Here is a 25,146-nt window from a genome sequence, read left to right as displayed (position 1 = left end):
GGGCGAATGCGCTCGTTTTCCAGAACGCAACAGCCGCCTCCAGCAGACCCGCGCTCCGGCACATCTGCGAAGGCCACGCAGGCAACCGGGCTGCAGCCGCACGCAATCTGAAACGATCAATTACCAATGTATGATGGCGGAGACGATGGGATTCGAACCCACGAGACGGTTTCCCGCCTACTCCCTTAGCAGGGGAGCGCCTTCGACCACTCGGCCACGTCTCCGCTGACCCGTATATGTGCCGCAACCCAGAGAAACAAGGCGTTTTTTCAATTTTCTTCCAGCCCCTGAAAAATATGGAATTTCAGGCCGCTTCCCGGATTTTTGGCAGGGCTGCACGCGATTCGCGTGCAAAATCCCTGCAGTCGCATGCACTGTTTGATGGCAAGTTCCCGCGAGTGAACTCACCCGCCGCAAGCCAAACCTTCAATTGAATACGACCTGAAGGTTTGGCTTGCCGTTGCCGCCCATCACCTTTGAGATAAAGACAGAATGGGAGCCGATTTTTTCATGGGAAAGCGCAAGCGTATCGTGGTCGCCAACAAAATCTTCCGGGCATTCAAACAGCAGCGAGAACTGCGCTCTGAATTCGGCGGGTGTTTCCGGCCCCATGTCAATCGAAGTGAGTTTGGCCTCAAGATGTCCGATATTAAAGGCCTCGCCAACCAGACCTGCAAAATCGTTGTGTTCCAATTCCTTGATCGCTTTCATGATAACCTCCATGGGTGGTGCTTTCGCGCATCGGCCTGAAGCCAATGCAGTGGATGCCAGGCAATTCCGGCTTGGCCGCGGTCAAACCGGTCCTGACCTGGCTGTGAGGGGCTGCAGCCGCCGAATGGTTACATCTGGCGGCACGAAACAGCCGCTGGCCAACTGCTCATAGTCGGGGTGGAACCAGCGCATCAGAACATGGCGGTTGTTTGAGCTCTGCGCTTCAAATCCGAGCCTGTAGTAGAAGCGGTAGGCTGCGGCGTTCAGACTATGCACATGCAGTGTGACCGGCAGATGCTTTCTAGCGGCGGCGGCACATACACCATGCATGACAATGGAGCCAATGCTGCGCCCGCGGTATTGCGGCAGCAGAGCGATGTCCAAAATCCGGAATTCGCTGTCCCGTTCGTCCAGGTACAGCCGGCCGATCGGCGTGCCGCAAAGCAGGATGATTCCGTATTTCGCAACGGAATAGCTGTTGAAGTAAACGTCGTGGTGGGCGTCGTACTGCTGCGCAAGCACCTTGTGGTAGCTTTCTTCATCTCCTGCATTGAGAAGCGGAGCAAACTCCCAATGCCGCTCAGCCGCATGCACCTGCTGGAGAAACGCTTCATCTCCTGCCCGGGCGGGCCTGATTTTCACATCTAAGGGATTCACTGCGGTCATCAGAATTCCTTTTGCTTCTCAGGATGGTGGGGCAAAAGCTAGGATCTTGAAGGGTATGCACCCCTAAGCGAAATCTCGTAGCTCATGCACATGAACGGATCCATGATAGAAAAAGGGGTGCTTTGCCCTGAACTGACAGTCCGGCTACCGCTGTTGCCGAGAGTAACCTCGCTGCCATCCGGGGCAGCATAGCCGCGGCCAGCCACATCCCCCACCTTGGGAATGGACAATACAGTGCCCGGCCCCGGGTTTTCGCTTCCGTCATCCTCGGCTACTGCAAAAAACACGTTGCCGTGCGTGTGCGGAGGAAGATTGCCCGTGGTCAGCTTCTGATTTTCGGATCCTGCCATTTGGCCCAGCGGATAAGTCCCATTTGTGTTGCGGTGAACCGCCACACGGCCGCGCATTTCCGGAAGGCCAAAAGTAGAAACTCCGTTTCCGCCAAACCTGCTTCCGACAAGCGAAAAGAGGGCATTATACTGGGCGATCGCAAGAATCTGGCCGTCGCAAAAAGCCCAGTCCCTGACAGCATAGGTCAAAGGGAATATTGAAATCTGCGACATAAATGGTTCTGACATTTCCTGCCTCCACTCGTTTGAAACACCCGCTCAGGGCGGTGGCTGGGTTGGATAGGTGGGTGAGACACCGGGTGGCTAGCTGCGCGGCGGATAGGCCCCGAAAAGGGCCATTTCATACATGACAACCTGGTAGGGAGAGATTGTTTGAATGGCGGCACTGTTCCCACTCGGCGCTGTTGCCGGAGAGCCCAGCGAAGACAGGTCCGTCAGGTTTGACGCTTCGGCGTACCAATCGGCAATGATTGAAGCTCCGGAGTAGGTGCCCTCGGGTATCGCGGTTACCGACCCTGTAGACGGTGTCAGGCTGGTGCCTGGTTCCGGCTTCGCTTTTTGAGAAATCGGATGCGCATGGGCAGGCATCTCCCACGAAGTGAGGCTTCTGTCCCGGAGACTGTTGAAGGACCCGATCTGGCGCGGGGTCAAACCCGGACCCGATCCCGAATGCAGGACTGTGCGCCCTTTCAGATTGGGCACCCCCATGGAATTGATGCCATCGCCTCCATAGATATCGCCGATCAGTGAATACAGCGCTTGGTTCTGAGAGATTGCCAGGATTTGCCCCTGGCATTGCACCCAGTCTCTGATGGTGAATCCAAGCCCGAATGCGGAAATTTGGGAGATAAAGGGCTCAGCCATAATGTACTCCTTGAAACAAGGTTGGATTGACAAGGGAAATTCTAGGCCCGGGCCGGAAAGATCCCTTCAATGGCAATTTCGTAACTCACCGCCAGATACGGGCTGCGGACGGAGAAAGGAGTGCCCGAACCAATGCTTCCGGTCTCAGGCAGCCCGCTGCTCACAGCCGCGCTGACATAGCTTTGATCGGAGAATGAACTGCCCACCGCGGTGGTCCCACTGCGTGTCACCGAAGGCTTGGCCATGACCAGGCCGCTTGCCGGCCCGCTGGTACCTGCCGTATCTGCCACCGTGAGAATGGTGCCTGGGTGGTTGTGCTGCGGCATGGTGGCTGCGTTGAGTGTTACGGTCTCTGCACCTCCGGTTGAGCCGCGGTCCTCGCCAGGATTTCCAAGGCCGCAGGCCATGCGCCCCTTAAGGTTGGGCAGTCCGAATGTCGTGCGGGCATCACCGCCGTAGCGGGCTCCGAGCAAAGCAAAGAGCGCTGTATTCTGAGCGATAGGAATGTCTTGACCGTCGCAATATGCCCAGTCCCTTACCGCAAAATCCAAGCCCCACAACGATATCTGGGAAAGAAAAGGTTGTCCCATTGTGTCCTCGCCAAAAGTTACCGGAAACATTTTCCGCTCGGAGCGGTTGAAAGCTGGCAGCCCCCACGAAGTGCCACGCCTGAATGACAACTCCTTTTTGTTGCATAAAGTCGCCTTAAACAACCTGAGATATATTTATCTTTATAATCAACACTCAAAGATTGAACGCACCACAGCGCAGACGGCAGCAAGGAACAGCCCGCCGCACCTGCCGCAGCGGGCGGTGAACAGGTACAAAGCTGAGCCAACCGGCCAGGTCAGCCCAGAGGGGATCACTCAGCCCCTCTCCCGGAATCTCCGGTGCCCATCGTAAAATGCAGGCAGCCGGTTCTTCAGAAGCTCTACCGTATGCATCAGGTATGATCTGCCCCATCTTTGCACGAAGGCCTCCCTGCCCTCGCCGGCGCGAGGGCAAGGCATTGGCCGGAAACCAAAGCGGATTTCACCGTCCTGCCAATACGCCTCGGCCCAGACGCAGGATGCCCCGCTGGCGTACTGGGCGCGTGCATAAAGAGTTTGCAGGGCGACAGGCCCGAACTCACTGTCAAAGAAACGTTTCGGATCGGTCGGCCAAATACCATCGGGCGCACAGCATAAGATGGCGTTCTGTTTCAGGCACATGGCGATCTCGCGAAAGCTTCGTCCGGGGTTCAAACGAACGGAGATATCATTTTGGCCTTCAGCAGAGCGGTGCCGGCGCAGGTCACTAATGACACCCACACTGTCAAAGCGGTCTTCCAGAAACGGCGGCAGGGCCCGGATAGGCCCAAGGTGGGATCCGGCCACAAGACAGCCCTTTCCGCGGGACCGCTGCTGCGCAAGCAGGGCGAAGTCCGGCTGTGCGCATAGAGCGTTCAGCTGCTTCATCACCTCCGCACGGTTGCCACGGTGCGGGCCCAGGTAGCGTGCCAGCGCGGCTGTGGCCTCCCGGTTCCACAATGCCCTGGCTGCCCACGCCGCAAAACTGCCGCAAGGCTGGCCGCATAGGTGCCAGAATTCCAGGTTTTCCGGTTTGGCCGCTGTTTCCGGCGCTGGCGGCTCCAGCCGCTTCAGCAGGCCGCAGATATCACCATTCGACGTGTCGGCTATGGCAGCATGCGAAATTTCCAACCCGCGGGTATCTTCAATTTCGCCAGCCAGGCTTGCTTGAATAAAGAACGCATTGAATGCACGCGTGTCGCCTGCGTTGTTTTCATAGAGCTCCCTGAAAAAGGAAAACGGGAAACTGGCTCCAAGGTCCGCTGGCGGCAGTTTGCACAGGCGCACGGCAATGCGGATCTTGTCATCGTCGTCCTTGACGTGCCCGTCACAGAGCGCCCGCAGCGCAGGGAAATCCTTCAAGGTAATATACAGGTCCGCCAGCCGCCGCACTGCGTTCTGCCGCTGCGGTGTCTCCAAGCCGTCATCGAGAAGCCCGCGCAGAATAGCCGCGGCATCACCGTAAGCCCGCCTGCTGATCAGAATGCCGGCGTGGACAAGAGAAACCCTGGCGTCCGTACCACCCGCCTGATGGAAACCAGCTACAACTGCCATCGCGCGCTCGGCAGCATCCCCTTTCACATATAAACGGGCCAGCGCTGCAGCCGCCCCCGCGTGGGCCGGGTTCAGTGCAAGCACCTGACGGCAGCATGCTTCGCTTTGCCCGGATTGCCCCAGCTTGTTGTGGCAGCGGGCCCTTATCCACCACCCATCCAGGTTCCTCGGAAGCAGTTTTCCCGCCGCCTCGGCAGCATCAAGCGCTTCCTCAATCCGCCCGAGCTGCTCAAGCGCGCGCGCTTTTCCCAGATAGGCTCTTCCCGGCGCTCCGGTTTCCTCTGCCCAGCTCTCGTAAAGCGACAGGGCGCCCTGGTAGTTCCCGGATTGCATCAAACTGCGTGCGTGCTGCTCATTCATGCCGCGGCCCTCTGTCAAACCGGGCCGGGGCCAAAACCGGCTGCCCGGTCTGCACTGGCTCTCTGGTCTGAGTGCCAGTCCGACGTGAAATCGAGCGCCAGTGTTCTGTCCAGTCTTTTCCCGAGCAGGAAAGCTCGCCGCCTGAGGCGTTCAACGCGTTGCTGGTCTTGCAGGTCCACCCCGTCAATCAGACTGACCGAAGAGAGCACGATCAGGTCTTTCCTGGATATTCCAAAAGGGTTCAACAGCTTTCCTGAGGTTGTCTTTTCCGCCTTCGAACGCACGAGCGCACCGGCACCGGCGCGCGGCAGCGGTCCGGTCGCAGAATAATTTGAGTGGTCCTGCAGCCGGATACGGCAGCCATCGGAATAGATAACCGGCAGACCTTTGCGCAGGGCAAAGTTCATCGCTTCGGCAAGGCTGTCGATGATCGGTTCGTCCTTGTCATTCAAAGAGGTATTGCAAAGCATCGGAATGCCGGTTCGCTCTTTGAAAGCCGTCAGAAAAGCATGCAGCTCGGCATTCTGCTTCCGTGAGACCGTCTGCACGCGAGCGCTTGCGTCCAGATGCCGGATGGCCGGCACGAGATGCGCTTTGCCGGCTCGGATCTGGAAGGTCCGCAGCATGTATGGCGAGCAGGCCGCATTCTCGAAAAAGTCGCCAGCGTCCTCTTCCAGCACAATCGGCGCAACAGGGCGCCACCACTGTCGCTGTTTGATGCGGTTCAGGACACCAAGCGTCTTTTCCGACCGCGGGTCTGCCAGCAGGCTGCGGTTGCCAAGAGCCCTCGGACCGATTTCCGCCGGGCCGCTTATCCGGACAACCGGGCCCTGCAGTATGTCATCCACAAATCTTTCAGGGCCGGCCGGCCGGCTGGATTTGATGAACGGAGAAAATTGAGCCTTGGCTCCGCAGCCGGCGGCCGGGACAGGCCCGCGCCCGTAAAAGGCATGTCCAAGGGAGAAGGTGAAGCCTGGATCATTCTCGAAGAACTGGTGCAGCCCGATCCCCAGAGATAAGCCGGAATCGTTGACCGGCGGCGATTGCAAGACGCCGCGAAACCCGAAACTTTGGGTCAGGAAGGCAGTTGCAGGGCAGTTCAGAGCAAATCCGCCCGACACCGACAACACCGTTTCCCTGGGGTCAATCTGGAAGCGGTCGACAGCCCGGGCCACGTTCCGGTGCATCATCAGGTTCGAAACTTCCTGGACCAGCTTTGCTGCCATGCTGATCCTGTTCTCTTCAAAGGAAAAGCGCGGATCAAGGCAAGTGAAGCCCGTTCCTTCATCCTTAGGCTCAAGAGCATCTATTCTGCCTGCCAATTCCTTGAGCCAACGCCCGGCGGCGGCCGTTTCAGCGGCGTCGCGTATCTCGATGAGCTGCCCGGCCTCTATTTTCGCCCGTGCTGTCGCGGCATTGGCCAGGGCCATCAGGGAGCCTTCAGCCATGCGGTAGTGGCTTTTCAAAAAGGCCCACAGCGCTGCCGGCGAAGAAACCGGAAAGAACTCTGGCTGCCCCAGGTCACAGAAGGCCGCAGCGTAGTAGGGTTTCCGGCGGGCTTCGCGTTCAAACAGCAGATCCGGTGCTCCATCCACTGCCATGGCAAGCACCTTCTGATTCCGGAAAACGCTTGTGTCGCTCAGCATACCGGAAAAAAGATGCGCGATGCTGTGATACGGGTAGCTCTGCGCTTCAGGGCTGATACGCAGGCCACCTATTTGTTCCAAACCCGGAGTGCCCCAAATCTCGATAAGATCTGCGCTGCTCATCCCCAGGTCGGCCAGTTGCGCATCAATGAATGCGATTGCGTCCCGCCTGCTGGCGAAGGAGAGGCTGTGGTGCTTGATGCCGGAAATCCGTTCAAATTCCCAGTAGCGGATCAGCTCGACCGTCCGCCCGCTCTTTTTCCACAGCGCCATGCTCTGGTCGTGCCGCAAGTAAATGTCATGAGCCGCCGAAACAGGGTCGATTGCGGAGTAAATAGAAAGGTAGTGCCCGTCGGCCAAAGCGTGTTTCATTTTACTCCTGAAATTTTTGCCTGCAGCGGGCGGTCGGGATAAATGCAGGTTCCGGCTTCCAGCCCGACTTCCGCAGCTGACGCAGGTTCAACTTCGATCGTGCATCGCCTCAGCAAGGTTTCACTTGCTGCAATCAGCTCCTGCCATGCCAGCGACATGCCAGGGCACCGGTATTCTCCCCCTGAAAACGGCTGAAAGGCCCCTTTGGGAATATTTGCCAGGTTCGCCCGGCTGAAGCGCGTTATGTCGAACTTGTTCGGCTCGGCCCAAAGACCGGAGCGCCGGTGCATGGCGTAATAGGAGACCAGAATGAGGGACTTGGGCGGGATCGTTGTCCCTTCCACTGAAACCGGAACCAGGTTCTCCCGCATGGTTTCGGCTGCTGGCGTCCAGAGCCGCATCGCTTCGCTGAACAATGCGATCAGTTCGGGCCGGATACTGCCTTTGCGTTCCAGCTTGTCCCGCAGCTCTGCCTGATACGCGGGCATTTGCCCCAGCACCCACAGGCCCCAGCCAAGGGTCAGGCCAGTTGTCACATGCCCCGACGCTGCCAGCACCGCCGCATTCGCCCGCACCTCCGGCTGGCTTAACCCGGGAGAGCCGCTGTAGCCTGCAGCGCAGGCGATCTTAGACATTGGGTTTTCATCATCAACGGACAGATAGCGGCCCGTATCAACGTAGGTATCTACCAGCTCCCGGACAACGGATGCCGCCTCCACGAAATCCTGTTTCGGAAGCCGTGCAATCTTTTCAATGGCTTCGCGCACACTTGGCGCTGCCCCCTCATACTCGCCATTGCCGAGAAAGATACTCCAGGCCACATCCAGGGCCAGCCGGCTGGATTCCTTGTGCAGATCAACGACACGCGTGCCTGTCCAGCGGTGCGCAGCATCAGCCGCCGCAAGCCGCGCCGCTTCCGCGGCCCTGCGCAGATTCGCGCCTTCGAAAAGAGGGGCGAGTGCCTTTCGCTGGCGCAGGTTCGTCTCTCCAATCGTCCCGCTGATACCCGGGCCGAACGCCTTATACCCGACCCTGTACTGCGGGGTTGCTTTGGGAAACTGCTTGCTGTCCCGCCTTAGAATGCGATCTGCAGTGCCGGGATCCGAAATGAGAAAAATGTTCCGCCTGCCGGCCGGCACTGGAACAACCCCCTGCGACAGCAATTCCCTGGGCCGGGTGTGCGGGCGAAAACGAATGGCGTCCGCAGCAGAGGTCCAGCGGATTTCGGCCAACGGCGGCAAGGACAGTGCCGGAACCTGCAAGCTCATGCGACTGCCTTTGCGGCGCCTGCGTCAGCCGGAGAATAGAGGAAAATCCGGCCAAGCGTTTCAAGCGAATCCAGCCAGCCTTCAAAGGCTTCCGGGCTGGCTGTATCCCTGGGCTTCGGGATGAACTGGGAGGACCAGCCTCCAGAGTACATGCGGCAGGTTCTGCAATCGACATCCGGCGTGCCGCACTTCACAGGGTTGGGTCTGAGGGAGACATCAAAATACCGCATGGGTTCGCGAATGCGGGATTGGCAGTCCATTGCAATGCCCGTTTCCGGATCAAGTTCGTAACGCGCACCCGGCTGGCAAATATAGTCATTATACGATTTTGAGTAGATTACAGTCTCCGGGAAATCTTCAATCGCCTGATTCATTGCGCGCCTAAGCCGCTCCAGCGCAGCATCATCCAGTTTCGGTGATGAAAGCGGCGAGCTGACCCGGAAAAAATCACTGTCGTTCGGCGCTGAGATAGACAGCTTTCGGTTGAATTCATGGGTTGGAGAAAAAATATTGAATGTCAACGGGAGGCCGTGATCCTTGCACAGTTCAGCGACACGCGGGATCTGATCTACTGTCCAGTTGGACACAGTGAGCAGTATGATAGCACGCGGGTCGCCCGCATAATTCCTGAGGGCTTTCCGAAAAACACTCCCCCCACGCAGCTGCTTGTCGGATTCGTCGTCGCCAGCCCAAACCGAAACACCAATGCGGTATTGCACACTTGGGTCTATCCTGATCGTGCCGTTGGTTCCGATATTTCCATAAGGGAAGTGCTCAGCCGCTGCCATGAGCCGGTCCGGCGCCATAGCAGGCTCGGCCCCGACAAAATAGGCCATACTGACACCGCGTGCTGCTTCATCGGCGAAGAACTTCTTCCAGTCGTCAATACGATCTCTGGCAGGGATCGACGCAGTCTTCCCGCCTTCGAAATAGTAGCAGCCTTCACACTTCAGATTGCACTTGGTGGTGACTTCATAAAATGCGGGCGACTTGAAGGCCCGGACGACTTTTCTGGCACGAGAGTACTTTTCCCGCAGGTGCGGGTGCTCTGCCTGAATCTGCCGGCATGCTGCCAGCACCGACAACCTATCAACCAAACCTTCGCCTCACAATCTGAACATGTATCTTAGAAAAGCTAAAATCAGCTGGCGCAAGCAAAAATCAAAGATGTCTGCCAGCAAATCCAAACTACCGCACATGAAGAATGCCATAGCACTCCGATATCACAATCGGATTCTGAAATAATACTCGTCAAAGCTGAAAAAAACGTGACGCAACTGCAGCGAAAGGCCATCGCCTCGACACTGATGATGTGACCGCGCCGCTGGCGCAACGGCCTGCCAAGGCGAGTCAGCAACGGTCCGCAGAGCAGAGCAAGCATGGCAGGTTTATCACCGTTGCGCATGATCCAGCGGGTTCAGGCGCTGGAGATCTTTGCTCAGCTGCCATCCAGCGCGACCGCCATGGAAGCCTGCCGCGGTACCCATTCCCGGGCTCGCAAGGCGGGCAAGCCGCACAGCACCTGACAATGCGTTTCGGCCAATGAAAAGCGAAGGGATGCAGGGCGCGGCGATGCAGACCGGCTGCGCGAGATCTTGCCCCGGCAGCGAACGCAGACGGCTAATGCTCAGCGCGGTCAGCTAACCGGGTGCGGCTGCCCGGAAAACAACCGGGCCGCCCGGCCACCCCCCCTTATGGCAGCAGGGCCAAGCGCTTGAGAAACAAGGCTTTCACCGCGTCCGCTTCAACCGTCATGCAGACCTTAACCGGGTCGCGGGTGCTGTCTGGCGCAGCAACCGTGGCGCCGGAAGTCTCGCCCTCGCAGGACACCTCAAGCGCCACATCGCGCATCCCGAACAGCTCCGGGTTGGTGCAGGCAATCACTGCCGCCGGATCATGCAGCGAGCAGCCGTTAAGGCCCGCAACCTCCCGGTAGAACTTGATATAGAAATGCGACATCTCCTGCAGCATGCCGCCCAGCTCCGGCGATTTGGCGGCGATGGCCTCGAAATCCTCCGGCCGGCACAGGATGCGGTGGGTAACGTCCAGCCCCACAAACACCACCTTGGAACCGCCCTGGCAGACCACATCCGCTGCGTGCGGGTCGTGATAGATATTGGCCTCAGCATGGGGCGTGATGTTACCACCCTCCTCCAAAGAGCCGCCCATCACCACGATGGCCTTCACGTTTGCAATGAAATCTGCATCACGCTGCATCGCCAAGGCGATATTGGTCAGCGGGCCGATCGGGCAAACCACCAGCTCGCCCTTGTGCTCGCGTGCCATGCGGCAAAGGAAGTCCGCAGCGTCCTCCTCCAGCGGTTTGCCCTTGGGCTCAGCCGCCGGGATGTCGCCAAAACCTTCGTCACCATGCACATAGGCCGAGGGTTTGAACGGCGGCAGCACCAGCGGAGTGGTGGCACCAGCCGCCACCGGCACGTCCAGATCCGCCGCTTCCAGCAGGCGCAGCGCGTTGCGGGTGGCCGTTGCGGTGGTCACATTGCCGAAGATCGTGGTCAGGCCCAACAGGTCGATGTCCGGGGCCGCGGCGGCATAGAAGATCGCCATGGCATCGTCGATGCCCGGATCGGTGTCGATAATCAGTTTCACCATCTGCCTGTCTCTTCGCTTTTAACCTGAGCTTACTTGAACTTGTCCATCAGTTTTTCCAGCGGCGAGCGGGTATCCGGCGCCACCCCCTCCTTGGCGGGCTGTTTCGCCTCAGCCTTGGGCTTGCTGGTGGAGCTGCGCGGCGGTGCAACGCGCAGCGCAACCGCGTTCATGAACTTGCTGCCATCGCCGCGCGCCAGTTCAGCCGCGCCGTCGGAAATACCGCGCATCAGATCGTCCAGCCAGCCCTCGTCCGCCTTGGGGAAGTCGCGCAGCACATACCCCGCCACCGCATCCTTGTGGCCCGGATGGCCGATCCCCAGCCGCACCCGCGCGTAGTCCGCGCCGATGTGCGAATGGATCGACCGCAGCCCGTTGTGGCCGGCATGGCCACCACCCTGCTTCATGCGTGCCTTGCCCGGCGCCAGGTCCAGCTCGTCATGCAGCACCACCACATCAGCCGGAGTCAGCTTGTAGAACCGCATCGCCTCCCCCACCGACTGGCCGGACAGGTTCATGAAGGTCTGCGGCTTCAAAAGCAGCACCTTCTCGCCGCCCAAATTGCCCTCGCTAATCAGCGCCTGGAATTTTGACTTCCAGGGGGAAAACCCGTGATCACCGGCAATCCGGTCCAGCGCCATGAAGCCGATGTTATGGCGGTTGCGCTCATATTTCGGGCCGGGATTGCCAAGGCCGACAAAGAGTTTCATGGGGTCTGCCCGATCTGCGTTTCAAGGAAACCGAGTGATGCCCTATTTGGGCCGCGGAATCCAGTGCCGCGCGGCGTCAGGCAAAGCTGCGGTCCGCTGCAAAAGGCGCCAGATCGACATTCGGCTGACGGCCTTCCGCCAGATCGGTGATCAACCGCCCGGTAATGCCGCCCAGGGTCAGCCCGATATGCTGATGGCCGAAGGCATACAGCACTCTGTCCGATTGCGGGCTGCGGCCAATGACCGGCAGCGAATCCGGCATCGTCGGGCGGTAGCCCAGCCACTCGCTGCTGGGTGCGGGCAGCTGCCCCAGCATCTCCGCGCCCTTGCGGGCAATATAGGCCAGACGGCGCATGTTCATGGGCGCATCCAGCGCCGCGATCTCCACCGTTCCGGTCAGCCGAAGGCCTTTTGCATGGGGAACAGCGTAAAACCCGGCCTCGCCCCAGCCCACGGGCCGCGTCACCCTATGCGCCTCACCTTCATACATCACGTGGTAGCCGCGCTCGGTGCCCAGAGGCAGACGCTCCGCCCCTGCCCCCGCGATCCGCTTGGAAAACGCGCCGCTGGCTATCACTGCATGGCCCGCGGTGAGACTCTGGCCGCCGGCCTGCACTTCCACACCCGTATCCGAAGCCCTGACCGCCTCTGCCTCCGCGCGCAGGGTGGTGCCGCCCAATTCGGTATAGGCCCGGTGCATCCGGGTGATGAATTCCAGCGGATCACGCAAACTGCGGGCTGCATGGAAATGCACCGCGCGCCTGATGGGCAGCTGCAGCCCCGGCTCCATCTCCAGCGCCTCTTCCGGGTCCACCTCCCGCCATGGCACCCCCAAGGCGCGGCGGCGCTCCAGCCCGTCGCTTGCGGCCTTGGCGGCTTTCTCCGTCGACCACACAGACAGCTGGCCGCGCTCCACCACCAGATCCTGCGCACCTGCGGCCTCGATCAGCGGATTGATCCCGGCATCGGCGTGCGACAGCAGCTCCGCCAGATGACCTGCGATCCGGCGCGAAGGGGCTGTGCGACAATTGGCAAGGAAGGACAACATCCAGCCCGGATTGCGCAGCGCATGGGCGTAGGACAGCGACAGCGGGCTGTCCTTGGAAAACATCAGACTGGGCAGCGAGGTCAGCACCGAGGGGTCATTGACCGGCAGGCAGGCATAGGTCGCCAGCGTGCAGGCATTGCCGTAACTGGTGCCCGATCCCGGATCCTCCGGGTCGATCAGCAGCACCCTGTGGCCGCGCATTTGTGCCCACAGCGCGCAGCTCACCCCCACGGCCCCAGCGCCTGCAATGGCAATATCGTAATCCGCCATGCCCGTTCCTCCCAATCCTCAGGCGGAAATGGGACAGCGGTGCGGGCAAAAGTCAATCACCGGCAAACGGCCTGCCGCACAAAAGAAAACGGGCCCCCGGATGGGAGCCCGTGAAACCGTTGCCCGATGGGCGCCGGTCTTATTCTTCAGCAGCTGCTTCCACTGCTTCGCCTTCTTCGCCTTCACCTTCTTCATCGTCGGAAGAGGACAGGCCGCCGGGCGACGCGATGTTTGCAATCACGAAGTCACGGTCGATGGTCGGCTTGGCGCCGGACGGCAGCTCGATCGACGAGATGGTGACAACGTCGCCGATGTTCAGGCCGGCCATGTCGACAACCAGCTTCTCGGGGATATCGCCAGCGGTCACAACCAGCTCAACCTCGGGGCGGGTCACGTTCAGCATGCCGCCCTTCTTGATGCCGGGGGCCTGGTCTTCGTTGATGAACTCAACCGGGATGAACAGGTTGATCTTCGAGGTGCGGCGCAGGCGCATCAGGTCGAGGTGGGTCGGCAGGTCCTTCACCACATCGCGCTGAACGTCACGGCAGATCACGCGCACGTCGTCATGGCCTTCCACTTTCAGGTTCCACAGGGTGGACTTGAACTGGCCGGCTTTCAGCTTTTTCAGCAGTTCGTTGAACGGGATCTGGATCGCGACCGGATCCACGTCGCCGCCATAAACCACACCCGGAACCATGCCTGCGCGGCGCGCAGCGCGAGCGGCGCCCTTGCCCGTCCCCGCACGTTCCTGGGCTACGAGATCAGGAATCTCTTTTGCCATCTTAATTCTCCATATGTCTAACCGGGGTGCCTCCAAGGCTGTCACCCCGCGTGAAGCCGTGCCTATAGACCGGAATGTGCAGCATGGGAAGGGGCAAAGGCCCCTGCCCGGCCGCCTGAGCACACTATTCCTGCCAGCGGCCGCCGAAATCCTCCGGGATCAGCAGATTGTGGCGCCCCAGCCCCTCGACAGAGCGTTCGCCGCAGAGCGCCATGGTGGTGTCCAGCTCCTTGCGAATCACCTCCAGCGCCGCGGTGACGCCCTTCTGCCCCATCGCACCCAGGCCATAGACAAAGGCGCGCCCGATCATGGTGCCCTTGGCCCCCAGCGCCAGCGCTTTCAGCACGTCCTGGCCGGAGCGGATGCCGCTGTCCAGATGCACCTCAACATCGCTGCCCACCGCATCCATGATTTCCGGCAGCATCCGGATCGAACTCAGCGCCCCGTCCAGCTGCCGTCCGCCGTGGTTCGACACCACGATGGCATCAGCGCCCAGTTTGGCGGCCATCCTGGCGTCCTCGGCGTCCAGGATCCCCTTCAGGATCACCTTGCCGCCCCACATCTCCATCAGCTTTTCGACCTTGCCCCAGTCCAGCGCCGGGTCGAACTGCTCCGCCGTCCAGGCGCCCAGCTGCGAGGTGTCGGAGACCCCCTGCACATGGCCCACGATATTGCCGAAATTGCGCCGCTGGGCGCCCAGCATCTGCAGGCCCCAAGTCCATTTGGTCATCAGGTTGGCAATGGTGGCGGGAGTCAGCTTGGGCGGCGCGGACAACCCGTTCTTCAGATCCTTGTGGCGCTGGCCCAGGATCTGCAGATCCAGCGTGATCACCAGGGCAGAGCACTTGGCATCCTTGGCGCGCTGGATCAGGCGGCGGATGTAATCCTCGTCTTTCATCGTGTAAAGCTGGAACCAGAACGGCTTGGAGGTCGCCTCCGCCACCTCCTCGATCGAGTTGATCGACATGGTCGACAGGGTGAATGGCACGCCGAATTCCTCCGCCGCGCGGGCTGCCTTGATCTCGCCATCGGCATGCTGCATGCCCGTCAGCCCCACCGGTGCCAGCGCCACCGGCATCGCCACGTCCTGGCCGATCATTTGGGCCGCGGTCGTGCGCCCGGTCATGTCCACCGCCACCCGCTGGCGCAGGCGGATGTGTTCGAAGTCCGAAGTGTTCTCGCGGAAGGTCTGTTCCGTCCAGCTGCCGCTTTCGGCGTAGTCATAGAACATCCGCGGCACACGGCGTTCATAGATGCGCTTCAGGTCGTTGATATTGGTGATCACCGGCACTGGATTCTCTCCCGATCTCATTTGGTAAAATTTCTTTACCAATTCAAGCCAGCAAAAGCAACGCCCGGTTTGCCGCACCCCTGAAACGCAAAAAACCGCGCCCGAAGGCGCGGTTTTCCAAACCTGTTGGTGTCCGTGTGTCAGCCCTTGTGGGCGCCATCCGCCAGTGACTTCACAAATGCCAGCACCTCTGCCGGGGATTTGCCCGCGCCGATCTGGCTGACGATGGCACTGCCCACAACCGCACCGTCCGAAATAGACGCGATGTTCTGCGCCTTCTCCGGCGTGTTGATGCCAAAACCCACGATGACCGGCAGATCGGTGGCCGCCTTGATGCGGGCAACCTCAGGGCCAACATCGCCGGCCTCAGCCTCAGCAGCGCCGGTGATGCCGGTGATCGAGACGTAATAGACAAAGCCGGAGGTGTTCTGCAGCACCTTGGGCAGGCGCGCGTCGTCGGTGGTTGGGGTCGCCAAGCGGATGAAGTTCAGCCCCGCCTTCTGCGCCGGGATGCACAGCTCGTCATCCTCTTCCGGCGGCAGGTCGACCACGATCAGCCCGTCGATGCCCGCGGCCTTGGCGTCTTCCAGGAACTTCTCCACGCCGCGGCTGTAGATCGGGTTGTAATAGCCCATCAGCACGATCGGGGTGGTGTCGTCGCCCTTGCGGAAATCGGCAGCCAGCTGCAGCGTCTTTTCCAGCGTCATGCCGCCGTCCAGCGCGCGCTGACCAGCCAGCTGGATGGTCGGGCCGTCAGCCATCGGATCGGTGAACGGCAGGCCCAGCTCGATGATGTCCACGCCTGCGTCCGGCAACCCCTTCACCACCTCCAAAGAGGTCTCGTAGTCGGGGTCGCCCGCCATCACATAGGTGACAAAGGCTTTCTTGCCGGCGGCATTCAGTTCGGCGAATTTGGCATCAATACGGGTCATGGGCGGGCCTTTTGAAAACTGTCCGCCCCGGTGTGCCGAATGTTGCGCGGGAAATCAATCCCGCGCAGTTTTGCAGCCCGGCTCAGCCGCCGAGCGGAATGTGCCAGCGCAGCGTCAGCGAGTTCACGCCCGGGTTCTCATCCGCAGTGGAGGCGTTGGACTTGTGGCTGATCGCCAGCGAAACCGCCTTGCCGTTCTGGAACCGCTTGCCCACCGCCAGCAGGCTGCGGATTTCGAAGGTTGAACCCAGGTCGTTCTCCCGCGAGCTCTCGTGATAGGCACCGGGCATCACGCTGGTTTCGATGAACCAGTCGTTATTTAGATCTATTACGCCGCTGATGCCGACACCTGCAAAAATGTCGCCCGCATCCTGCACCTCCAGCGCGGCACCGAACCGCGCCGACAGACGGCCGCGCTCATGGAACGGCGCATGCAGGTAATCCAGCGTAAATACCGCCCCGTCGTCCGCAGTCTCGCGGTGGTAATCGGAATACCCCAGCCCCAGCGCGACTTCCTGCGCCGCAGCGGGCAGTGCCATGGCCGCTGAAACCGCGGCCGCCAGCAACGTTGTCTTTTTCATTTCCAGCCCCTCGGAAAAATTACGGCTTTTGGCCAAGCCTTTTTCAACCTTGTTCTAAAACTCTCTAAATCTTTGCCAAGGGCGTTATGAAAAATCAGTGTGCATACTGTCTGTGAAGCGGAACACAGATCGCAACTGTGGCAGTTCTGCCAGCCAGACTTGGCTTGCACGGGACCCCAATGCTGCCTAGAAGCAGCTCCCAAGTGGTATCAGGAGGCCGGAATGGGCTTTAAAATGGGAATCGTCGGCCTGCCCAACGTGGGTAAATCGACACTGTTCAACGCGCTGACCAAGACCGCCTCTGCACAGGCGGCCAACTTTCCGTTTTGCACCATCGAACCCAATGTGGGTGAGGTCGGCGTGCCGGACGCGCGGCTGGACAAGCTGGCGGCGATTGCCGGCTCCAAGCAGATCATCCCGACCCGGATGACCTTTGTGGACATCGCAGGCCTGGTCAAAGGCGCCTCCAAGGGTGAGGGCCTGGGCAACCAGTTCCTCGCCAACATCCGCGAAACCGATGCGATTGCCCATGTGCTGCGCTGCTTTGAAGACGGCGATGTGACCCATGTGGAGGGCCGCGTCGATCCGGTCACGGACGCCGAGGTGATCGAGACCGAGCTGATGCTGGCGGACCTCGAAAGCATCGAGAAGCGCCGCGCCAATCTGGTGCGCAAGCTGAAGGGCAACGACAAGGAGGCCCAGCAGCAGGACCGTCTGCTGGCCGCCGCGCAGGCGATGCTGGAAGACGGCAAGCCCGCCCGCCTGGTCGAGGTCGATGCCGAGGACGCCAAGGCCTGGAAGATGCTGCAGCTGCTGACCACCAAGCCGGTCCTGTACGTGTGCAACGTGGGCGAGGCGGAATCGGTCGAAGGCAACGAACATTCCGCCAAGGTCGCGGAAATGGCCGCGGCGCAGGGCAACAGCCATGTGATCATCTCTGCCCAGATCGAGGAAGAGATCAGCCAGCTGGAAGCAGAAGAAGCCCAAATGTTCCTGGAGGAAATGGGTCTGGAAGAAGCCGGCCTCGACCGTCTGATCCGCGCGGGCTACGAACTTCTGCACCTGGAAACCTACTTTACCGTCGGCCCCAAGGAAGCACGCGCCTGGACTATCCGCACCGGCACCGCGGCACCGCAGGCGGCAGGCGTCATCCACGGCGATTTCGAGAAGGGCTTCATCCGGGCCGAAACCATCGCCTATGACGATTTCATCGCCTGCAATGGTGAACAGGGCGCCAAGGAAGCCGGTAAGATGCGGGCCGAAGGCAAAAGCTATGTCGTCAAGGACGGCGACGTGCTGCACTTCCTGTTCAACACCTGATCCGGCGTTCAGGTAAGCTATTCAGCCGCCCGTCAGCCCCGCTGACGGGCGGCTTGCGTTTGACAGACCTGCTCTGGCACGGGAAATACCGGGACGGGCGGTGGATTTGCCCTATCATTACACTGAACCATATCCGGGACGGGGCACCCCATGGACAAAGACGACAGCATCAACGTATTGGGCGGCCCGCTTGCGCTCTGCTCCAATGGCCCGGTGACCGGGTTCTTCCGCGACGGCCATTGCAACACCTGCGCCGAGGACCAGGGCAGCCACACTGTCTGCGTGGTGACCACGGCGGAGTTCCTCGCGTTCTCAAAATACGTTGGTAACGACCTGTCGACGCCGCGGCCCGAGTTCAGCTTTACCGGCCTGCAGCCCGGCGACCGCTGGTGCCTCTGCGCCGCGCGCTTCCTGCAGGCCGCCGATGAGGGCTGCGCGCCCAAGGTCATCCTGGAGGCCACTCATGTGCGCGCGCTCGACATTGTGCCGCTGAGCGTGCTGCAAAGCTACGCCGCCGATCCGGCCTGATCTCCACTGCCTGACGCAGACAGAATTTCCAGCGCCTCCTCATCGCTCTGATGCCAGATGTCCTGCGCCATCAGGGCGCCGGTGGAAAGGTCATAGACCGCCGCAAGCACCAGGCAGCCCGTTCGGGCGGTAACCAGCAGATCCTGCCCGTCCTGTACAAACGCAACGCTGTCATAGCCCTGCCCGGCCAGCTCTGCCCGCAGCTGCTCCGTCAATGCGCCTGCCTGGCCGGAGGGCGGATCAAAGGCTGATCTGAGGCAGGGCAATTGCAAGGTCATGGCGGCACCGGACTTTTGGCTGGTGCCGGACAAAGGCCATGCTTCGGCGGCCAGCGCCATCACCCGCAGGTTTAAAAGACGCTGAAAACGCGCTTATACCATTGGTTTATACGGCTGCAGAGGGCCGCCGCGACCGGATACATTGCCCGCAATAAAAACGGCACCCCAAGGCGAGGTGCCGTTTCATACTGGACATCCGGTGCCGGTAAGGAGCCGGTCACTCCTCGAAGGTGCGCCCTTCTTCGGTGTCGGACATGTCAAAGCCCAGATGTTTGGCGACGGTGAACACGTCCTTGTCGCCGCGGCCGCACATGTTCATCACGATAATGTGGTCCTTCGGCAGGTCCGGCGCGATCTTCATCACATGGGCCAGCGCGTGGCTGGGCTCCAGCGCCGGAATGATGCCCTCGGTACGGCAGCTGACCTGGAACGCCTCCAGCGCTTCCTTGTCGGTGATCGAGACATACTGGGCGCGGCCCGTGTCGTGCAGCCAGGAATGCTCCGGCCCGATGCCCGGGTAGTCGAGGCCCGCGGAGATAGAGAAGCCCTCCTGGATCTGGCCATCCTCATCCTGCAGCAGGTAGGTGCGGTTGCCATGCAGCACGCCGGGGCGGCCGCCGGTGAGGGACGCGCAGTGCTGCATCCGGTCATCAACGCCTTTGCCGCCTGCCTCGACGCCAATGATATTGACGGAAGCATCATCAAGGAACGGGTAGAACAGACCGATGGCGTTGGAGCCGCCGCCGATCGCGGCAATCACGGTGTCCGGCAGGCGGCCTTCGCCTTCCTGCTCAGCCAACTGCCAGCGGACTTCCTTGCCTATGACCGACTGGAAATCTCGCACCATCGCCGGATAGGGGTGCGGGCCGGCCGCTGTGCCGATGCAATAGAATGTGTCGCGCACGTTGGTTACCCAGTCGCGCAGCGCGTCGTTCATTGCATCCTTCAGGGTGCCGCGGCCCGACGTCACCGGGATCACCTCAGCACCCAGCAGGCGCATGCGGAACACGTTGGGCGCCTGCCGCTTCACGTCGTGCGCGCCCATGTAGACGATGCACTTGAGCCCGAACTTGGCGCAGACGGTGGCAGTCGCCACTCCGTGCTGCCCGGCGCCGGTTTCAGCGATGATGCGGGTCTTGCCCATGCGGCGTGCCAGCAGGATCTGGCCCAGCACGTTGTTCACCTTATGCGCGCCGGTGTGATTGAGCTCGTCGCGCTTCATGTAAATCTTGGCACCGCCCAGTTCCGCGGTCAGGCGTTCGGCGAAGTACAGCGGGCTTGGACGGCCAACGTAGTGTTTCCACAGGTCTTCCATCTCGGCCCAGAAGGAGGGGTCGTCCTTGGCTTTGTTGTATTCTTCCTCAAGGCTCAGGATCAGCGGCATCAGGGTTTCGGAGACGAAACGCCCGCCAAAGATGCCAAAACGGCCCTGTTCATCCGGACCGTTCATGAAGCTGTTGAAAAGATCGTCGGCCATGGTTCTTCCCTCACTTTCGCAGCGCCCGCCATGACTATAGCGCGCCAGCGCCTTGGTAAAGGGAGATTGCGCAAGCGGCTGCATCCGGCCAAGGCGCCTGCCCTGCCGGTGTGCTGCTGGTTTCTGCTGTGATCTGCCTATCAAAAGGCCGGAAGTTTAAGTTTGGCGGCGCCGCCAAGGGGCGGAGGCGGGACGGGAGTTTCCTCCCGCACGCGAAACGTCGTCTGTGCGTGCCCCTGCCAAAGGGCCCTGTTCCAAAGTGCCGGGGGTGTCAGGCCCGGCGGTGACCGCGATCAGGAAAGATCATGGCATATGGGACTTAAGATCCCGTGAGACCATCGTACGCCGGGGGCGCAACACCCTGGGCGCTGCGGTTGCGCTGTGAGTATTTATAAAAAGATGAAGGCGCAGGCCCAGTGTTTTCATCTTTCTCCAAATACTCAAATCCCTCTCTTTGCGGCATATCCTGAAACCCGCGGCGGGGAGGCCGTCAGCCGCGGGCGGCGTGGGCCGCCTTTGTAAAGGCCTCGATCAGACCTGCATCCTTTTCGCCCGGCGCGCTTTCGACACCCGAGGAGACATCAACTTGCCGGGCTCCGGTCATGCGGATGGCCTCCGCCACGTTTTCAGGTGTCAGCCCGCCGGCCAGCATCCAAGGTTTCTGCCAGTATTTCCGCCCCGCTAGCAGCCGCCAGTCAAAGGCGAGGCCGTTGCCGCCGGGCAGCTCGGCCTCCTTGGGCGGCTTGGCGTCGATCAACAGCTGGTCGGCCACTTGTTCATAAAGCGCGATCTGGGGAATGTCGGCGGCATCCGCAATGCCCACCGCCTTCATAACCGGCAGCCCGTAGCGGGCGCGCACCTCTGCCACCCGTTCCGGGGTTTCACGCCCATGGAGCTGCAGCATGTCGAGCGGCACCGCGCCGGTGATGGCATCCAGTTCATCATCAGAGGCATTCACCGTCAGTGCAACCTTGCACAGACCAATAGGCGCCTCGATCGCCAGCGCAGCGGCCTGGGCGATGGAAACATTGCGCGGCGATTTCGGGAAGAACACGAAACCCGCATAGGCCGCACCGGCAGCGGCAACGGCAGCCACATCCTGCGGGACGCTGAGCCCACAGATCTTGACCCGGATATTGCTCATGGCTGGCTCAGTTCGCGTCTTCGAGAAGCGCCAGGACCTCGTCCTTGCCTTGGTTCTTCTGCTTCTTGAGCCGGGTCACTTCGCGGTTCAGCTTGCGCGCCTCGCGGGCCTTCTGCGCGGCCTCGCTGCGGTGCTTGTGCTCACGGATCCATTCCCACAGGAAGCCGATCACCAGCCCGGCGCCGACCCCGCCCAGCACCACCACGAACAGCGGCAGCGAAATGCTGTAGTTAAAGCCGAACAGCTCCGCCAGCGCAGCGGGCATCAGTTTCAGCTCAACCACCGTGCTGTTGGCCAGACAGACGGACACCAGCACGATGGCCAGGGCCCCAAGAACCGCGTAGCGAATGTAACGCATCAGGCTTTCCCGTTCAGGCGGTCCCTCAAGAGTTTACCCGTCTTGAAGAACGGCACATGTTTCTCTTCGACTTCGACCGTCTCGCCGGTGCGCGGGTTGCGGCCGGTGCGCGCGTCCCGCTTCTTGACCGAAAAGGCCCCGAAGCCGCGCAGCTCGACCCGGTCGCCGCGGGCCATGGCATCGGTCACTTCCTCGAACACCGTGTTCACGATCCTCTCTACATCCCGCTGATACAGGTGCGGGTTTTCGTCTGCAATCTTCTGAATCAACTCAGAGCGGATCATGTTCTTTTTCCTCCCAGGTGCCGGTATGTTTTGGCTATTATTCTGAGAGTATAGGAAAAATTCGCGCGCGGGGGAACAAAATGCCGCAGGTTTGACGGCCAAATCAGCGGCACTTTACCCCCTTTTCAGGCCGCCGGGCCCCAATCGCGGGCGGCAAACCGCCGCCGCAGCGCGGCATCGGCGTCAACTGCGCAGGCCGGGGTCCGATTGATTCGGGGGGGCTGCCGGCAGCTCTCTTCATTGCCCGGATTCCGTCACATTGCCGGTCAGGCAGCGCGGGATGCGGCATCAGCCCGCCCCGCGTGCCGCATATGAAACTATATTTCCGCAAAGTAAAATTTTTCATTGTAAAGCGCCCCGCATCGCCCATCCTTTTCCTAACCAGGCGCGTCAGCAAACTGACCGGATCTGGTGCCAAACGAACCGGCGCGCCCGTCTCATGGCGGCAACGGGCGCCGGACTGCCGAAGCTGGTGGCGAACAACCGGCAGGCAGCCAAACCAACTTGGAGAGAACTGGAAATGCCATTGGACATGAGCACGATACATGTGCAGCAAGTTACCCTGAACTCCCTGGTGCAGAACATTCTGTACGCATCGGGCATCGTCGGGGCCATCCTGGTCGTTGTCGGCCTGCTGCTGATCGACGCGGGCACCGCGCGGCGCAGGAACCTGTTCAACTCGACCATTGAAAAGACGCTGGGGTTCTTCCTCGGCTTTGCCACCTATTACGTCATCGGTTTCGGCCTGTGGGCCGGGCAGTATTACATCATGGAAGGCGCGACCATGATGGATTCGATCAAGGACTGGTGGCTGGGCGGCGCCATGACCAATGCGCTGGCGCATCACACCGACCCGGCAACGTTTCCGGGGCTGAACACGTTCCAGATCTTCATCTTTTTCCTGGCGGTGTTTGCCGGCATCATCAACATCCTGCTGCATTTCGCGGTGTCGGAGCGGATGAAGGCCTCCGCCTATTTCATCACCTGCATCGTGGCTGCTGTGGTGTCCTCCGCGCTGAGCTGGGCAACCTGGGGCTCTGTCGGGCCGCTGACCAATGCCGGTTTCCACGACTTCTTCGGCGTTGGTTTTGTCTACCTGTTCCCGGCAGGCATGGCGCTGGTGTTCACCCCCAAGCTGGGCGCCCGCCCCGGCATGATGGCGCCGCATCCGCGGATCTCGGCCTATCTGGCTCCCAGCATCGGCCTGTGTGCGCCGGGCTTGCTGCTGATTTTTGCGGGCCTGCCGATGGTGATCCTGTCGTGCCTGTTCTTCTTTGATCCCGAAGCGCTGGCCGTCAGCGTCACCATGGCGGATACCAGCGTCGGCATCGCCATCAACAACTACGCGATGGTCTGGGCCGGCGGCGCCATCACCGGGCTGCTGATCGCCTATGCCACCGGCAAATACGCCTATACCCTGCTGGGGCCGCTGGCGGGCTATGTTGCCGGCGCATCCGGCTTTGATGTCTATCTGCCCTGGCAGGCCTTCATCGTCGGCCTGGTGGCGCCTTTCGCAGCCTATGCCGTCTATGAGTTCACGCTGAAGCGCGGCATTGACGAGCACAAGCTGTTCCCGCTGTTCCTGGGCTGCGGCACCCTGGGCATGGTTCTGCTGGGCCTGTTCAAGGCGGGCACCCCGCGCGGCGGCTACTTCGGCATCGAGGAAGGCGCCTATGCATTCCAGCACGGCGAGATTTCGCTGGTGATGCAGCTGGCGGGTACTGCCGTCTGCATCGGAACCGGGGTGGTCACGGCGCTTGTCCTATCCTTCCTCCTGGAGCGCACCGTGGGCTTGAAGGTGTCCGAGGACGACCAGATCGACGGTTTGGACGGCAAGAACTGGGACCTGGAGCCGGATGTTGTCACCCACGCGGACAGCACCCAGCACGCCTGATTCAGCACAAAGTGCGAAAGGCCCCGGTTGCTGCCGGGGCCTTTTTTGTGCCGTTCAGGCCGGCACCGCCAAGAATCGGCTATAGTCAAACCCATCAACAATGAGGAGACGACCATGCTGTACCCGCTTGCCTCGCTTGAGGCTGACAAACTGGACGCGATCAAGAGCCTCGAAAAAGACATCGGCAGCCCGGTGGTGGCGCTGGCAGGTGTTGAGACAACCACCGCCGCCCTGCCTGACGAGAAGCTGAAGAAACTGCAGGAGTTGGAAGAGGAACTGGGCGTCGTGCTGGTGGCGGTGCGGCCGAACTAGGGGCATCCGGGGCACCGCGGCAGCCTGATCGTGCCGCGGCGCCATTAGCGGGAACGCCGGAGCCGCCCGGTCATCTTCAGACCATCGCGGAAATTCAAGCCCATCATGAACAGGTTTCCGGCGCCGGCGATCAGCTCGACCGTTTGGACCGAGTAAAACGTGCCGTCAAATTCGCCGGCAGCAGCCTTCCCGGCCAGGAACCAGGCGGCAGGGACGAGGACCAGCAAACCATTCAGTGCAATAACCGGCATGCGCTTCTTCTTGGCCCTCGCCGGCGCGTCTTTGCGCCGCCGGCCCATCGCCATCCCGGACCCGCCAACAATGATCATGGCAGGAATAAGGACGAGCATACCCTTCAGGATCGATGCTTTGACCGCCGCGACCGTCTCGTGGCCGGCAAACAATTCACTTAGGGCCGTCGATGTCCAGAACACCAGGATCATCAGAAAACCGATGGCGCCTGCAATGGCGTGAATCTTCGTCTTCATTTTACTTCCCAATTAGTAGATCCGCAGAACAGGCCGTCAGGACGTGCAGCAGTTCGGCACGGCAATCTTTTCAAACAGATGCGGAGCCGTTACGGCACTGGAAGGATAGTGGCTGAGCTGCTGCTGGAACTCCGGATTGGAAAACGCCGCACGGAAGTCAGCCACGGAATCCCAGACCGCATAGTTCAGATACATGCTGCCATCGCCGATGGCCTTGTGGAGCTGGGTGCTGATGTAGCCCGGCTGCTTCTTCATCCACAGGGCATCATTTCTCCACGCTTCGACCAAGGCATCCTGCTCAGCAGGATCAACCGTGAAGAGGTTAACCAGAACGACCGGCCCTGCCTCGACCGCCAGCTGCTGATCAATGGGAAACTCAGGATCCAGGGGTTTGACATTGACCATCGCAGGGAGCTCCTTGTATGCCGCTTCAACTTGGTGTCATGTTGTCATATGGGGATCACAAAGCACGATGACAACA

28 protein-coding genes and 1 tRNA gene are annotated in these 25,146 nt (G+C 60.8%); 5 read left to right on the top strand and 24 right to left on the bottom strand.

Annotated elements, in window-relative coordinates; genetic code table 11:
* Positions 1-134 precede the first annotated feature (134 nt).
* From RA24_RS10700 to RA24_RS10655, 10 genes are all read right to left on the bottom strand, one after another.
* Positions 135-224 (bottom strand) — tRNA-Ser (locus tag RA24_RS10700).
* Between the two features lie 202 nt (positions 225-426).
* On the bottom strand, positions 427-711 hold the full coding sequence (locus tag RA24_RS10695; protein ID WP_152612215.1) for a DUF6916 family protein: 285 nt from the start codon (positions 709-711) through the stop codon (positions 427-429).
* 81 nt (positions 712-792) lie between these two features.
* A complete protein-coding gene (locus RA24_RS10690; RefSeq protein WP_039191456.1) occupies positions 793-1,377 on the bottom strand; it encodes a GNAT family N-acetyltransferase in 585 nt (194 codons plus the stop codon).
* Between the two features lie 38 nt (positions 1,378-1,415).
* A complete protein-coding gene (locus RA24_RS10685) occupies positions 1,416-1,955 on the bottom strand; it encodes a phage tail protein (RefSeq protein WP_082008996.1) in 540 nt (179 codons plus the stop codon).
* A gap of 75 nt (positions 1,956-2,030) precedes the next feature.
* Complete coding sequence (locus tag RA24_RS21760) at positions 2,031-2,591, bottom strand: phage tail protein (protein ID WP_052254262.1); 561 nt, start codon at positions 2,589-2,591, stop codon at positions 2,031-2,033.
* A gap of 41 nt (positions 2,592-2,632) precedes the next feature.
* Positions 2,633-3,211: a phage tail protein gene (locus tag RA24_RS21980; RefSeq protein WP_082008995.1), complete on the bottom strand. Its 579-nt coding sequence runs from the start codon at positions 3,209-3,211 to the stop codon at positions 2,633-2,635.
* A gap of 246 nt (positions 3,212-3,457) precedes the next feature.
* Positions 3,458-5,074 (bottom strand): tetratricopeptide repeat protein, encoded by a 1,617-nt coding sequence (locus tag RA24_RS10670; RefSeq protein WP_152612835.1) that lies wholly within the window; start codon positions 5,072-5,074, stop codon positions 3,458-3,460.
* A gap of 14 nt (positions 5,075-5,088) precedes the next feature.
* Positions 5,089-7,092 (bottom strand): carbamoyltransferase C-terminal domain-containing protein, encoded by a 2,004-nt coding sequence (locus RA24_RS10665; protein ID WP_052269580.1) that lies wholly within the window; start codon positions 7,090-7,092, stop codon positions 5,089-5,091.
* Entirely contained in the window at positions 7,089-8,360 is a 1,272-nt protein-coding gene (locus RA24_RS10660) for a cytochrome P450 (protein ID WP_039191449.1), read from the bottom strand. The genes RA24_RS10665 and RA24_RS10660 overlap by 4 nt, the downstream gene beginning before the upstream one ends.
* Positions 8,357-9,457, bottom strand: coding sequence for a radical SAM protein (locus RA24_RS10655; RefSeq protein ID WP_152612834.1), 1,101 nt, complete (start codon positions 9,455-9,457; stop codon positions 8,357-8,359). The genes RA24_RS10660 and RA24_RS10655 overlap by 4 nt, the downstream gene beginning before the upstream one ends.
* Positions 9,458-9,763: 306 nt before the next feature.
* Between RA24_RS10655 and RA24_RS22910 the strand changes: the two genes are divergently transcribed.
* Positions 9,764-9,886 (top strand): hypothetical protein, encoded by a 123-nt coding sequence (locus RA24_RS22910; RefSeq protein ID WP_019297385.1) that lies wholly within the window; start codon positions 9,764-9,766, stop codon positions 9,884-9,886.
* A gap of 166 nt (positions 9,887-10,052) precedes the next feature.
* Here RA24_RS22910 and RA24_RS10650 read toward each other — a convergent pair whose 3' ends face one another.
* The 7 genes from RA24_RS10650 to RA24_RS10620 form a co-directional block, all read right to left on the bottom strand.
* Positions 10,053-10,973, bottom strand: coding sequence for a nucleoside hydrolase (locus tag RA24_RS10650; protein ID WP_039191446.1), 921 nt, complete (start codon positions 10,971-10,973; stop codon positions 10,053-10,055).
* 29 nt (positions 10,974-11,002) lie between these two features.
* Complete coding sequence (pth, locus tag RA24_RS10645; protein ID WP_039191443.1) at positions 11,003-11,680, bottom strand: aminoacyl-tRNA hydrolase; 678 nt, start codon at positions 11,678-11,680, stop codon at positions 11,003-11,005.
* 76 nt (positions 11,681-11,756) lie between these two features.
* Positions 11,757-12,998, bottom strand: coding sequence for an NAD(P)/FAD-dependent oxidoreductase (locus RA24_RS10640; RefSeq protein ID WP_039191440.1), 1,242 nt, complete (start codon positions 12,996-12,998; stop codon positions 11,757-11,759).
* A gap of 139 nt (positions 12,999-13,137) precedes the next feature.
* Positions 13,138-13,779 (bottom strand): 50S ribosomal protein L25/general stress protein Ctc, encoded by a 642-nt coding sequence (locus RA24_RS10635; protein ID WP_019297389.1) that lies wholly within the window; start codon positions 13,777-13,779, stop codon positions 13,138-13,140.
* A 124-nt stretch (positions 13,780-13,903) separates the two neighbouring features.
* On the bottom strand, positions 13,904-15,070 hold the full coding sequence (locus tag RA24_RS10630) for an alpha-hydroxy acid oxidase (RefSeq protein WP_039191438.1): 1,167 nt from the start codon (positions 15,068-15,070) through the stop codon (positions 13,904-13,906).
* A gap of 140 nt (positions 15,071-15,210) precedes the next feature.
* Entirely contained in the window at positions 15,211-16,002 is a 792-nt protein-coding gene (gene trpA / locus RA24_RS10625) for a tryptophan synthase subunit alpha (RefSeq protein WP_039151173.1), read from the bottom strand.
* Between the two features lie 82 nt (positions 16,003-16,084).
* Complete coding sequence (locus tag RA24_RS10620) at positions 16,085-16,582, bottom strand: acyloxyacyl hydrolase (RefSeq protein ID WP_039191781.1); 498 nt, start codon at positions 16,580-16,582, stop codon at positions 16,085-16,087.
* A 222-nt stretch (positions 16,583-16,804) separates the two neighbouring features.
* Here RA24_RS10620 and ychF point away from each other — a divergent pair, with 222 nt between their 5' ends.
* A complete protein-coding gene (ychF, locus tag RA24_RS10615) occupies positions 16,805-17,902 on the top strand; it encodes a redox-regulated ATPase YchF (protein WP_039191435.1) in 1,098 nt (365 codons plus the stop codon).
* A 150-nt stretch (positions 17,903-18,052) separates the two neighbouring features.
* Positions 18,053-18,430 (top strand): DUF2237 family protein, encoded by a 378-nt coding sequence (locus RA24_RS10610; protein WP_019297394.1) that lies wholly within the window; start codon positions 18,053-18,055, stop codon positions 18,428-18,430.
* On the opposite strand, the gene RA24_RS10605 is transcribed toward RA24_RS10610, so the two are convergent.
* From RA24_RS10605 to ihfB, 5 genes are all read right to left on the bottom strand, one after another.
* Positions 18,409-18,708 (bottom strand): hypothetical protein, encoded by a 300-nt coding sequence (locus RA24_RS10605; RefSeq protein WP_152612833.1) that lies wholly within the window; start codon positions 18,706-18,708, stop codon positions 18,409-18,411. The genes RA24_RS10610 and RA24_RS10605 overlap by 22 nt on opposite strands.
* A gap of 217 nt (positions 18,709-18,925) precedes the next feature.
* A complete protein-coding gene (trpB, locus tag RA24_RS10600) occupies positions 18,926-20,185 on the bottom strand; it encodes a tryptophan synthase subunit beta (protein WP_019297395.1) in 1,260 nt (419 codons plus the stop codon).
* 490 nt (positions 20,186-20,675) lie between these two features.
* A complete protein-coding gene (locus RA24_RS10595; RefSeq protein ID WP_019298086.1) occupies positions 20,676-21,329 on the bottom strand; it encodes a phosphoribosylanthranilate isomerase in 654 nt (217 codons plus the stop codon).
* Positions 21,330-21,336: 7 nt separating this feature from the next.
* Complete coding sequence (locus RA24_RS10590) at positions 21,337-21,687, bottom strand: lipopolysaccharide assembly protein LapA domain-containing protein (RefSeq protein ID WP_019298085.1); 351 nt, start codon at positions 21,685-21,687, stop codon at positions 21,337-21,339.
* On the bottom strand, positions 21,687-21,998 hold the full coding sequence (gene ihfB / locus RA24_RS10585; protein WP_272946442.1) for an integration host factor subunit beta: 312 nt from the start codon (positions 21,996-21,998) through the stop codon (positions 21,687-21,689). The genes RA24_RS10590 and ihfB overlap by 1 nt, the downstream gene beginning before the upstream one ends.
* A gap of 505 nt (positions 21,999-22,503) precedes the next feature.
* Here ihfB and RA24_RS10580 point away from each other — a divergent pair.
* The gene (locus RA24_RS10580) at positions 22,504-23,865 is read left to right on the top strand and encodes an ammonium transporter (protein WP_241480934.1); all 1,362 of its coding nucleotides are present in this window, start codon (positions 22,504-22,506) and stop codon (positions 23,863-23,865) included.
* 114 nt (positions 23,866-23,979) lie between these two features.
* Positions 23,980-24,177: a hypothetical protein gene (locus tag RA24_RS10575; protein WP_019298082.1), complete on the top strand. Its 198-nt coding sequence runs from the start codon at positions 23,980-23,982 to the stop codon at positions 24,175-24,177.
* 44 nt (positions 24,178-24,221) lie between these two features.
* On the opposite strand, the gene RA24_RS10570 is transcribed toward RA24_RS10575, so the two are convergent.
* Together RA24_RS10570 and RA24_RS10565 are read right to left on the bottom strand one after the other, a co-directional pair.
* Positions 24,222-24,665 (bottom strand): hypothetical protein, encoded by a 444-nt coding sequence (locus tag RA24_RS10570; RefSeq protein WP_039191431.1) that lies wholly within the window; start codon positions 24,663-24,665, stop codon positions 24,222-24,224.
* Between the two features lie 36 nt (positions 24,666-24,701).
* Positions 24,702-25,070 carry an antibiotic biosynthesis monooxygenase family protein gene (locus tag RA24_RS10565; protein ID WP_039191429.1) on the bottom strand — a complete coding sequence of 123 codons (369 nt, stop codon included), beginning with the start codon at positions 25,068-25,070 and terminating at the stop codon, positions 24,702-24,704.
* Between the last annotated feature and the right edge of the window lie 76 nt (positions 25,071-25,146).

The sequence above is a fragment of the Leisingera sp. ANG-M6 genome, from assembly GCF_000813905.1.
GTDB lineage: Bacteria > Pseudomonadota > Alphaproteobacteria > Rhodobacterales > Rhodobacteraceae > Leisingera.
Note: the sequence above shows the minus strand (reverse complement) of the source record. Positions and strands in the feature narration are given on the sequence as shown.